The sequence below is a fragment of the Ancylomarina sp. 16SWW S1-10-2 genome, from assembly GCF_009669305.1.
GTDB lineage: Bacteria > Bacteroidota > Bacteroidia > Bacteroidales > Marinifilaceae > Ancylomarina.
Genome location: NZ_SADB01000024.1, coordinates 1 through 13,186 on the forward strand (window position 1 = coordinate 1; position 13,186 = coordinate 13,186).

The 13,186-nt window shown below is 33.0% G+C and carries 6 protein-coding genes; 1 reads left to right on the forward strand and 5 read right to left on the reverse strand.

The window, feature by feature from the left end; translation table 11 throughout:
- The coding region (locus tag EMN46_RS15980) for an alpha/beta fold hydrolase (RefSeq protein ID WP_195715289.1) at positions 1-925 on the reverse strand (925 nt) is incomplete at its 3' end.
- Positions 926-1,655: 730 nt separating this feature from the next.
- Between EMN46_RS15980 and ltrA the strand changes: the two genes are divergently transcribed.
- Positions 1,656-2,957 carry a group II intron reverse transcriptase/maturase gene (gene ltrA, locus EMN46_RS15985; RefSeq protein WP_154201825.1) on the forward strand — a complete coding sequence of 434 codons (1,302 nt, stop codon included), beginning with the start codon at positions 1,656-1,658 and terminating at the stop codon, positions 2,955-2,957.
- Between the two features lie 96 nt (positions 2,958-3,053).
- Here ltrA and EMN46_RS15990 read toward each other — a convergent pair whose 3' ends face one another.
- The 4 genes from EMN46_RS15990 to EMN46_RS16010 form a co-directional block, all read right to left on the reverse strand.
- Entirely contained in the window at positions 3,054-5,810 is a 2,757-nt protein-coding gene (locus EMN46_RS15990; protein WP_154201826.1) for an ATP-binding protein, read from the reverse strand.
- Between the two features lie 122 nt (positions 5,811-5,932).
- Entirely contained in the window at positions 5,933-8,584 is a 2,652-nt protein-coding gene (locus EMN46_RS15995) for a TrlF family AAA-like ATPase (protein ID WP_154201827.1), read from the reverse strand.
- 165 nt (positions 8,585-8,749) lie between these two features.
- Positions 8,750-9,829, reverse strand: coding sequence for a tyrosine-type recombinase/integrase (locus tag EMN46_RS16000; RefSeq protein ID WP_154201828.1), 1,080 nt, complete (start codon positions 9,827-9,829; stop codon positions 8,750-8,752).
- 929 nt (positions 9,830-10,758) lie between these two features.
- Complete coding sequence (locus tag EMN46_RS16010) at positions 10,759-13,185, reverse strand: RND family transporter (protein WP_154201830.1); 2,427 nt, start codon at positions 13,183-13,185, stop codon at positions 10,759-10,761.
- Position 13,186 lies beyond the last annotated feature (1 nt).

Genomic DNA, 13,186 nt, shown 5'->3' on the forward strand with positions numbered 1-13,186 from the left:
CCAAAGTTAACCCTGTATTTCCTCCATCACTCCATCCAACAAGGTTAACCTGTTTTAAATGTAATGTATCAAGCAATACTTTCATGTCCTCAGAAAATTGATTGTAGGAAAAGTTTTTTGAGATTGTATCGATACTTTTACCTTGTCCCCTAGTATCAACAGCTATAACTTTAAAATGCTTAGCAAATTCTGGAATTTGCCTTGAATAAGCTGAAATGGATTGCCCGTTCCCATGCAAGAGTAATAAAGGATCACCTTTACCATAAACCTCGTAATAAATTTTGGTGTTATTACTTTTTACATACTTTCCATTACTTGAATCATATCCACATCGATACTGCAAGAACTGCTGATTATTTTTTATTGAAAGATGTAAAGATTTTCCATAACCAACGCCATTATTTAAAGCAATGCCAAGCTTTTTATCCTTATTGACTTCAATGTATTTACTGTTAGAAAATATTTTTATCGGGTTTGATACAGATTCAAAGTTTCCTTCTCTAAATAAGTTTTCAGTCCAAATACTATCGTTTATCTCTACTTTGAAACTCAAATTATCAAAATAACAATCTCCATTTCCCTCTGTTTGAAGATACACCCAAATGCGCTCTGCACCTTGTTTGATTCTTCCACTTATTGAATAAGATGTCCAACTAGTATCTCTGGAACTTATTCGTTTAGTTTGCCCACTACTTTCAATAAAATCATAGTCACCTTTCCCCACTTGCAACAAAAATAATTCAGCTAATCCAGTCGAATCTGTTGGTACATTTTTCACATCTGCACGTAAAGTATACCTGTCGTTCTTATATTTTTTTAAAGGAATTTCTTTTACAAGACTAAACTTGTTTGTATTAGTTAAAACCTGAGTCTCTGCAATATTGGCAAAGGCAATAAAAAACAAAATGAATAAAAATGATTTCATATATATAACTTTCATAATTGTATTGTGTACAACAGGCTTGCTAAGTTACGTGGGCGATTTCAAAGAGAAATCTTATCAAACCCGAAAGAAGCAAGCCGATTAAATTTGCTTATATTTTTGAACAAACCAATTTAATTGGCTTGCTGGTGCTTGTTAATTGAACTAAACTTTCGAACTGCTTATCAGCGCCCATGAAATTTAGCTTTTGTGTGTGCCTTGAATGGTAAATTTAATAAAAGTTCCTTTATAATGTTAAGTTTTGTAGAAGAAAGTCCAGAGGGTGTAAGTCCCTTATGCACTAGGGTTACTCCTGGAAGCATTAGCAAGTGGCAAGGTGGTTTGGGGTGACCCATGCACTGAAGTAAGCCAAACGGCAAAAGTCTGAACTGACGAACAGAAATGAGATATGAGGCATTGTTATTTGGGTAAGTAAGCACATCATTATAAAGCCCTACGATTACAAAAGAATAACGATGTAGATCTCGCAGGATTAGATTGAAGGACATTTACCTTACCAAGGGAGATCTCATCAACCACGGGTTGGTTATGATGAGAAGTCAGCCGAAGCCATAGTAGCTATTAGAACTGAGCCACGAATAGAGACCGTGGAGGACTCACAAATAGTGAAGGGCTGAACGTTAAGTTGTTCCAAATTCATCAAGGAAGCCTCTGTCATTTGGCAGATCTAGCCTTGGATTAAGCGGAACAGGGAAAAGAAAAGTAAACTAAAATGATTGAACAAATACTAACAGGAAAGAATCTGCTTCGAGCGATGCATCAAGTCCAAAAGAACCGAGGTTCTGCAGGAGTAGACCGCATGCCCGTAGTCAAACTTTCAGAACTCATGTCCATTAATAGGGATGAGTTACTAAAGAAGGTTCGTTCGGGGACGTATTTGGCGCAAGCCATTTTAGGAGTAGAAATTCCGAAAGGAAACGGGCAGATGCGCTTATTGGGTATCCCGACCGTAACCGATCGATTGCTTCAGCAAGCAGTGCTTCAAACTATCATGGCTAAATTCGAGTTTGATTTTTCGGATTACAGTTTTGGATTCCGCCCGAATCGAAACTTGCATCAAGCAGTGATGAAAGCACAGACTTATATCAACGAAGGCTATCAGGATATCATAGATATTGACCTGAAAACCTTCTTCGACGAAGTGGATCATTGTTATTTACTAAACTTACTTTATCGTAAGATAAAATGTAGAGAAACGATGCGTTTGATTCGCAAATGGCTACGTGCCCCTATTTTAATAAAAGGGAAGTTAGTTAAACGAAGAAAAGGCGTGCCACAAGGGAGTCCTTTGAGCCCGCTCTTGTCCAATATCATGTTACATGAGTTGGATATGGAACTGGAAAAGGAGGGCTTGCGCTTTATCCGCTATGCCGACGATTTTAGTATTTATACCAAATCGAAAGCTACCGCTCGAAGAGTAGGTAATAGTGTTTACGCGTTTTTACGAGATAAACTCAAGTTGACTATTAATCGGGAAAAGAGTGGTATTCGTCGACCTGTTCAATTTACGGTTCTTGGATTTGGCTTTGTGTCAACCTACAAGAAAGGTGAAAAGGGCAAGTATCAATTGGTCGTATCTGAAAAGAGTTGGAAGAAGCTGAAACAAAAGCTGAAAATCATTACCCGAAAAACGACACCAATGAGTTTGGATGAGCGTATACAAAGACTAAATGAAGTTCAACGAGGTTGGGTAAATGCTTTCCGTATGGCAAGTATTTCAAACAAACTAGAAGTCCTTGACGGTTGGTTGCGCAACAGGCTCAGGTATTGCATTTGGCATCATTGGAAAAAACCCGAAAAGAAAAGGCGTAGCCTTATCCGATTGGGAATTGAAGCTGGTCAAGCCTATGCATGGTCTCGTTCACGAATGGGAGGATGGGCAATAGCTCAGAGTCCGATTCTGATAACGACCATTACTTTGGCTCGTTTGAAGAAAAAAGGGTATGAATCGATGCTTGATATTTACAAACGAATCACGCCTTTAAGACGTGATTTATTATTCCCCATAATTTAACGAACCGCTGTATACGAGACCCGTACGTACAGTGGTGTGAGAGGTTCTCCGCTAGGCTATGCGCCTAGCGGCAGCCTACTCGATTGTAATGAGTTATTAAATCATATATTGGTCTATCTCAACAATTTCTGTTGCTGGTGTTGGTTTGCCATTTGTAAGAAGATTTTTATAGGTTATTGCAAGCTCTGTATTATTTTCAATATATCCCCATTTATTCCATCCACCATCAAAGCAGTCAACATGGAGATAAAATTGTTGTTCTTCCTTATTTTGAGCAAATATGTAATTTGATATACCGTATTCTCTTTCAGGAATATGATAAACTTTCACTATTTCATAACCTTCTTCTATTAATTCGTCAATATGTTCTTGGTCATAAACAATATCAATTGTTTCAGAATACCAAGACACATTGTGCAACGGATTTGGTTTAATATCTGCAACATATACTTTACTAAGTAACTCTTTGGATTCTTTAGATTCAATGCTCTCGTTTTTAAGTCTTGAAACTAAGTTGAAAAAATGATTAGCAATAAATCCAACGTATTTTTTCGTTATTGCCTTAGAATAAATATTCTTTGAAAGGATAAAATCATATTCTCTTACAATTTTGTTTGCTTCAATACAAGCCACAATTGGGTAATCCCCATTAGTAAATATTATTTCAAAAATATCTAAAGAGTTATTAATAGCTTTTTCTGTCTCTTCAAGATTGTATCTATTTAATTCATTTTTTCTTTTTATAGTTGATGCCCGATAAGTACCATAAATAGCAGACCAATTAGGATCTTTTTCCCAGTTTTCTGTTATTTTAATAATGTCATCATACATTCCTAAATACAAAAGACATAATAGTCGTAATTTCGTTAATGAAAAACTAAATTTATTCGAAGAATTTTCAGGGATATTATACTTTTTTTCTAATAATAAATTAAAAATATCCAGAGCCTTTTCGTAATCACTATTATAAAAATAATGCATTGCAATAGCATTAATTGTTCTAGGTGAATCTGGATTCAGAGATTCCGCTTGTTTCAATATTTTAAGTTCACCTGTTTTATCTTTTAATACCTTTAACACCCTAGCATAGTGATAGTTTAATTGATAGTCTTTTGAGTTATAAATAATTAAATCTGCAAATTTTGACTTAAGATCTATAAGTTCAGTAAGATTTCTATTAGAATATGGTTTTGAAAAATATTTATTTAAATCAACGATTAAGCCATGAATTGAACGTTCAGTATTTGGCTCAACAAAGTTTTCATCAAACTCAGTGAGACCTAATTGTTTATTCCTTGTTGTTTGCTCTAATATTTTTGCTTTCGTTTTTTTAAGACTTTCAGAGATATTTGTTCTTACTTCTATATTTTTGGGATTAATTAACAGCAAGTCTCTAATGGATTCACTCAGTTTATAACAATCCAAACCAATCTCACTAGTTGTACGAATAATCAAACTTGTTTTGGACAATTCATTTGTGGCTTCAACAATATCTTCATTTGTTAATTCAAGAAAATCAATTAATTCTGATTTTGAAGAATTTCCTAAAACATAAATTGCTTCTAATATTGCTATTGAATTCGGATTAAGTGACTCTATAAGGTTTTTGTATGAAAATGAAATAATATCTTTTTGTGATTTTTTAATTGACTGAGATATGTCAACTCCTTTTAAGTATAAATCAATTGTCAGCCTTATAGCTAATGGATTATTATTAGCCATATCAGCAATTTTCTCAATAGTTGATTGTTCTATATTCTGTATGCCTCTTTTTCTAAAATAATTCCGACTTAAACTAATTGCATGTCGTTTAACTAATGGTTCTAATGGAACTGTTGTTGCAGAATCAATTGAAATTCTACTTGTTACTATTACTCTCCAAAATAGAGGTAATGATTGATTAAACTCTATAAATTCGTCTTGTGAATGCATTAATAGGGTTTCTAAATTATCGATACAAATCAATATTTTATCGGTCTCTAACTTTTCACAAGCATTTTCAAATGAGCTAAACGAATCTTCACCGTACAAACTATTCAAATCTGATAATATTGATTCTTTTATCTGTTCAATACCATTTATTGCTTCAATTTGTTCAATACCATTAGCGGTTAAACGTTCATTCTTTAAAGTACAGAAAACAATAGAGCTTACTTTTGAACTATAACTAGGACTTAATGACAAATCTTTCAGAAATTGTAATATTAAAGCAGTCTTTCCGATACCCCCAGGTGCAACAACTGCAATTAAACTATTTCTTGCTTTTGATAAAGTGTTATGTAAATCTTTAAATTCTTTATCCCTACCAAGAAGTCCTGTAATTTCATGGTCAAATGAATTTGGTAAAGTATTTGGTATTGCCCACTTTACATTATCAAACCACTCTTCTGGCGGTGAATTCAAATTTCCTTCAACAGCAGAGTTCAATGCTTTTCTTACCCCTCCAAGACCTAATTTTTCAACTAATGGGTCACTGGCAATAGTTGCTGTTTTAAACCAATATGAATCGGGAAAAGGTCTATTGGGGTGGCTAATTGCATTTCGAATATCAAATATGCCTAAAAATGAGCATAAAGTTTTTAATTCTTTCATGTATGGGTTTAGAGACGTTCCATCCGTTGTATCAATAGCTAGATTAAACACTTCATCTAAATAACTTGACTCTACAAGAACCGAGATATTATCTTTTTCAATGTTGTTACCTTTACATTTTTCCCTATCCGAAATGTTATTTTTGTTAGTTTCACTAATTTTATCCAACATTTCATTTTCAATTACATAGTCACCCAATGATGTTTCCAATTCATAAACAATCATTGCACTTTTTATTCTTAATTTCTGAATGTTATCCATATAATTATATTTTTTGTAGTAGGGTCTTTCTTAATTCATTACAACGGTGGCGCTATGCAGCGTAGGTTTGTGTTGCGCCTGCGGCAAACCTATGATGTATAACGCGTGTTACCTGCTTGCTTTTATTTAATTCCATATATGTCTTGCCTTTGGATAAATGCTCTTTTCCCACCTTCTAATATTTCACAGCAAATCCCCCTAGTTTCCTCTCTGTCAATTGAACCTGAACTCAAGACATGGGATTTAATACTTGTACTTTTTAGGGGGACTATTAATTCAGCATCGCCTAAAACTGCAATATTTGCATTATGAGTAACAATGATTACTTGTCTTTGCTCTTTAATTTTTCTGAGATTTTTGACAATTGTTTTGTATATAAATTCACTATCCAAATTGTCCTCAGGTTGGTCGATTATTAATGGTTTATTACTATCAGAAAGCAGTAAAATACCTAAAAGAACAGAGTGTTGTTGCCCTAATGATAATTGAGAAATTGGTTTGTGATAATACTTCATTTCACCATTTTCATCTTTGATTGCCTTTGTCACAATTATTGAAGGAAAATCTTCAAACCCCAAGGATTCATAATCTTCAAAATTATTATCCTTTATGGTTTTCTCAATAATATTTGCTGCTTCAAAATCAGAAAATAATTGATTCCCTTCATCATCTTTAATTCCTGTTAAAGTGTCCTTATTGCCTTTTTTACATACATCTACAAAATCCAATGGAGATAAGTTCTCAGAAATATATTTAGATTTTTTGAAATTTCTCCAATCCATTTTAGATCTTAAGAGTGCTTCAAATTCAGGAGAAAACTTCCCTTTCTTATATTTTATTGAAATGAAGAAACCATCAATTGTATTTTTCAAATCAGCATTAGCCTTTTTTGCAAATTTGTTTCTTTCTGCATAAACATCATTCTTTAAAGAAAGTCGCTTATCCAATAACTCATCTCTTTCAGTAGATAAATCCTTAAGTTTTTTCTTATCGAGATTTAATTTTGTTATAATCTTCTGATAGTCTACAATGTCTTTAGATATCTGATTTATTTTACCTAAATCAAATGGAATTCCTTGTTTCTCTAACTCAATTTTTTTAGCATCTATTTTGTCTTGTATTGACTTTTCTTTTTCCTTCCAATTATTTAGTTGCTCATTAAGCTCTGTAATTTTTGCTGATAGTTCAGCATTTAATTCAGTTGACTTTGTTTTAACAACTTTTGAAAAATCAGCTACAATTTCTTTTACTTTTTTAAAAAAGTCTTTACCTACAATAATATCTGTATCAACTAAAGAGTCAAAATTTGTAAAGGTATCATCATCACTTAAAATCTCTTTGTAGTTTTTAACAAGTTGATTTAAGTTTTTTATCAACTCACTCCTTATACCACGTTCTTTTATTAACGCATTCTGATATTTTACTAATTCCCCTGCCTTTTCCTTTTGGAGATTTTCGAGTTTCCTTTGCTCATTTTTTAGCGCCTTTTCTGTTTCTTTGAAACTCAACAAACCTATTCTTATTTTTTTTGCTTCGCTTTGATTTTCAAGAAGTAAAGAAGTTAATTCTATGTCTTCAACAATTTTCGCATCTAATTTTAAAAAGCTGTCAAGAAAATCAACCAGTACTTTAGGATTTTCGTCACTGTGTTGGATAGTGTCAGCAGTTTCTCCTTGTCCATAAGTCTCAATATCAACACTTGAAATACCGTTTATTGGATCGGTAATATTTTGCACCTCGCTATTCTTCTCTCTTGTAAAGTCAACTACTTGATTAGCTTCATCAATATATCTTAGTTTTATTTTTTGAGGCCAGACCTCAGAATCAACAACAGTTGATCTTGAATTGTTGCCAGATGTTTCTCGAATCGCCTCTAGTAAAGTTGACTTCCCAGCTCCACGACTACCAATTATACAAGTTAAGTTACTACTCAATCGTATCTGTATGTTATCAAGAAGCCCCCCTTCAATTTTAATACTTTCAATTATTGGTCGCATGTCAGGAACTACATTCTCTAATCTCACCCTTGATTCATGAGTTAATAAGGCTATTTTAATAGAGTGAAAATTTAATTCATCTACTTTAAACCTTGTCAATTTAGTTTCACCATCTGCATTTGTGCCTAGCCTATTCAACGTGTGAGAATCTGAAGACATTAATTTGGGAAGTGTATAACTGTCATCATAACCTAAGTGCTCTTTACGTAGTTTTAATAGCCTTTTTCTGTCTTTACTTTCATCTTCGTCAGTATAAAAGTTTAAGCTACTTTTTGAACTTATTTCTAGTCCTAATAGATTTTCATGTTTTAAGACTTCTTCAATTGGAGGTCCGAAGCGTCCAATTGTTAATTCAAATCCTGATGGTAATTCGATATGAGCTAGAACTCCAAATCCATTATGGATTTTGGCAAATTCAAGACACTCTACGATTCCCTGATTACAAATCTTTTTATCTCCACTTATTGTTAGATTCCCATAAAAATCTCTAAGGTTTTTATATGTTTCAAAATAAACTAAAAGATGTCCTTGAGTTGTACTGATTTCAACACCTGGAATCACAAGAATATTTTTCTCTCTCGAATATTCAATAGCTGTATGTGAATTCTGAATCTCATTGTGGTCAGTAATACTAATTACGCTTAATTTTTTTTCAATTGCAGTATCAACAATTGCCAATGGAGTCATTGTTGTATCTTTAACGTCATACGAACCAAATTCGCCGAATGAATGTATATGTAAATCTGCTCTTAAAAATTTTGCTCCTATATTCTCCATCTGTTATTTTTTTTAGCTTGCAGGTAACTCGTTACTATATGCACTTTAAAGTGCCTATATTCTTAATATATCTTGTGGAAAAGTGCACAATACTGACTTATATGGTGTGTATTGTGCACTTTTTGAATTTTTTCGCATCATTATATTTTAAAATGACGATTGATATTAGGTCGTGTTCCAAAGGTCATCAAGAGGATTTATAATTTTACCAATTTCCTGATTAGAAACATGTGTATATATTTCTGTTGTTTTTGAAGAACTATGCCCTAGCAGCACTTGAATATATCTTAAGTCAACTCCCTGTTCAAGTAGATGTGTTGCAAAAGAATGGCGTAACATGTGTGGTGTTATTCTTCTTTTTATACCTGCTTTTTTACTTGCTATATTTAATATATTACGTATGCTGGTTGCGCTATATTGTGAGCCAGGCTTTTGGCCTTCGAAAAGCCATTGTTTTGGCGTATATTTTTTAAAATAAACTCGAAGTTCAGATAGCAAGTGTGGGGATAGTATAGAGTAACGATCCTTATTGCCTTTTGCATTATGTATTAAAACTTGATTACGCTCTGATATAATATCATTAATCCTCATGTTTATAAGTTCACTCCTACGTAGTCCGGCAGAATATAGTAATGATAAAATACATCTATGCTTAATATTAGAGCATTGCCTGATTATAGATATAATTTCTGATTTACTCAATACCTTTGGAAGAAGTTTTCGTTTCCTGGGTCTCTCAAGTTTATATATTTCTTTGTTTTTACCCAGAACTTTTTCGTAGTAAAACTTAATGGCATTAACGAGTTGATTCTGTTGACTTATTGAAATAATGTCGTTTTGTACTTGATAATGTAAATAGTCATTAATTTCATCAATACTAGTTGTCGTCAAATCACTATCCTTAAAAGCTGTACAATAATCTCTCATGTATTTCGAGTAAGTTTTTATTGTACTTTCACTATACCTGAGTCTTTCTAATTTTTCCAGATAACCTTTGGGTAACAGTACCGCTTCTTTTTTTTCTTTGATTATAATAATTTCAGAATTAGGAGCGAAGACTGTTTTAAATTTTGGGTAATCGAATTGATCTCTTACAACCCACCAATATCTTTTGCTCTGGCTCCATTGGGCGTTAAACTTTTGTTTTAGTAGGTCAGCTATATCTCGATTATAGATAAAACGAATTATCACAACTTTCTTATTGTGATGTGTATCTGATGCTAATGTGAGTTTTGCTTTCCCCATCGTGTTAATCAAAAAGAGATTCCTCTAAGTTAATGAAAAAGATGCAATAAACAGTATAAAAAAGTAATGTAAAGTGCTGTGTGATGAACTATATCGTTATGTTTAAGTGATGATTTATTGGTGTATATTTTAGAATTATTTTGGTAAAATACAATGTTTGCTGGTAGTGTATAATGTGAGATTATCGAATTTTGAAAGGTTGTAAAGGTCCTTATTCAGTCAATAATGCCTTTAAATTTATTATATGTTTTATTTTTTTTATAATTTTGTGCGTCTTTGTACAATTTTTTATTGAGCAGTCCAGCTATTTTATATAACCGAACACGACTCATATATTTATTTAATTAAAATTTGAGAAACTATGGGAGCAGCAGGAAACAAAAAACCAAAAAAGAAGCACCGCGGAAAAAACGGACCAGCTTACGAGCAAAAAGATGAAAAGGATGTAAAAGATCTTTTTAAAAAGAAAAAATGATTATTTGTCCTAACAGACAAGTTTAATACAAAATCTAATTACAAAGTGGATGTTAATTTTAGCTTTTAACGAAGCAAACATCTTTAGATTATTTGTTTTAAACTGAAAAAGCTGCCTTAAACGAGTTTGAGGCAGCTTTTTTTATACGCAATTTTTAGTGATATAATTCTTATTTATATAGCTATAAATCCAGATCCTTATCCAGCAAGTTTTCGTGATATATCTTAAAATTGTAACTTGTATCTGCTTTAAGCTTGCAAAACCTTTAGGTTTGGGGTAAAGGGAAACCATTGATACTGGTGGAGTATTAATCATATTTAAATTATTAAAATCTGCGTCTATAGCCCATCTTGAAATTAAAATTTAAACGCTGATTAAATATAATTCACAAACCTATTACATGAAGAAACCCGATAGCCTAAACTATCGGGTTTCTCTTGTTTTGTATCAGATATTATTTTACGTCTGTATCTTTTTTTACTTCATCTTTTATTTCAGAAGTCGCAATTTTTAGTGCATCCAAATCAATATCTTCTTCTTCGTTGTAAATTTGTAGCAATGGTTCTTTAAACGATTGATTTGTAATTAAACGTTCAAGAGTTAATAGCAATGAGGGAAGTAGAACAAGATTCGATAACATAGCCGACAGTAGCGTTACCGAAACCAAAACACCTAAAGATACGGTTCCACCAAAATCTGACAAAGCAAAAATTCCAAAACCAAAAAAGAGGATAATAGATGTGTACATCATACTTTGTCCTGTTTCGCGAAGGGCTAAAACAACCGAGGTTCGTATGCTCCAATAGGTCAATTTTAGTTCTTGTCGGTATTTTGCCAAGTAGTGAATCGTATCATCTACCGAAATACCAAAGGCAATACTAAACACAAGTATGGTCGAAGCCTTTATCGGAATACCGAAATAGCCCATGAGGGCAGCCGTTATAATTAAAGGAATTAGATTAGGTATAAGAGCAACGAGCACCATTCTTTTCGATGAGAACATCCAAGCCATAAAAGTGGCAATAAGAAATACAGCTAGGGCTAAACTCAAAAATAGATTTTTAATGAGATATTGCGTGCCCTTAAAAAAGACAATACTAGAACCCGTTACTGTTACCTTGTATTTGTCTTTGGAGAATATCTTGTTCACATGACCAAGAATAATTTGCTCCATTTTTTCCATTCGAGTCGTTCCAATATCCTTAATTCTAAAACTCATTCGTGTTTTAGTTTGGGTTGAATCCATAAAGGAGTCAAAAATGCTTACATCTCCTTTAACTTCTGCCTTTGATAGGTAGGATAGAAGAATGTTTTTGACATTACTACTTGGCATTTTATAATATTTCTCTTTGCCATTGTAGTATGCCTGATGAGCAAATTTAGCACCTTCTACCAAAGATAATGAGGCCGAAATATCAGGATATTGCTTAAGTGAATCGTTGAGTTTTTCGATACGTTTTAAAGTAGATAATTTAAGAACACCACCTTTTTTCTTTGTTTCAACAATTATTTCAAGAGGCATAATACCATCAAGATTGCTCTCGAAGAACTTAAGATCTTGGTATATAACATTGTGGTGTGGCAAATCGTCAACCATATAACCCGTACTCTTAATTTTACTAATGCCAAAAGCACCAAAAATGATTAAAGTAATTGTAATGATATATACAGCTTTACGATGATTCAAAACGATTTTTTCAAGCGTCTTTATAAATTTATTTGTGAATTTACTATCGAGATGTCGGGTTGCTTTATTATCTGGAGGATTAATAAAACTAAAGGTAATAGGAATTAATACCAGTGATAAAAAGAACACAACCATAATATTTAAGGCTGCAACAACCCCAAATTCCTTAAGAATTTGACTCGATGTGATAATGAATGTTGCAAAACCAGATGCTGTAGTTAAATTGGTTAAAAAGGTTGCATTCCCAATTTTAGAAACCACTCGCTGTAAGGCTTTAATCTTATTACGGTGCAGAATGTATTCCCCATGGTATTTATTTATGAGAAATACCGAATTGGGTATGCCTATAACTATCAGAAGTGGCGGTAGCATTGCCGTAAGCAACGTTATTTTGTATTGGAAAATTGCCATGGAGCCAACGGCCCATATAACACTTAAACCCACAACCAACATGCAAAAGAATACCACTTTGAACGAGCGGAAAAACATGAAAAGAATAACTGCTGTAATGAACAGCGATAAGAGAATAAACATTTTCATCTCTTTCTTAATCATTTGTGCAACTTCGACTCTAATATAGGGTAAGCCAGAGTAGTGCATTTTAAGATTATATTTTTTTACAAATGCCTCCGATATTTCATGTACCTTTTTAACCATTGGCTCCCTAGCCTTCGAATTAATAATTTTGCCGTTTACGGTTATGGCCATTAAGTAGGTATCCGTATCGTGGTTTACAAGGCTTCCCTTATAAAAAGGAAGCGATTCCGCAATGGCTGCAATACTATCAAGTTGTTTTTGCGAGTCTAGTTTATCAGGGAATATCGAATTAAACTCAAATCTTTTCTTTTCCTTGTTTTTGGTAATGTTGTAGGTGTGTGCAATGGAAACTACGGCATCAATACCATCTAATTTCTTTAGGTCGTTTCCAAGCGTAATCCAATCATTAAACTTGTTCAATTCATAAAAATCACTGTCTTGTACGCCAAAGAACATCACATTACCTTCTTGTCCAAATGTCTTATGGAAGTTTTCGTAATCAATGGATGCTATGTCGTCAGAGGGGAGGAGTTCAGCATGCTTGTATGACATTTCTACAAATTGAGCCTTATAGCCCATAAAAACAGTCATCAGTCCAATAATAACTAATAATAATATTCTATTCCTGAGAATAATTCCCGCAATTTTATTCCACATA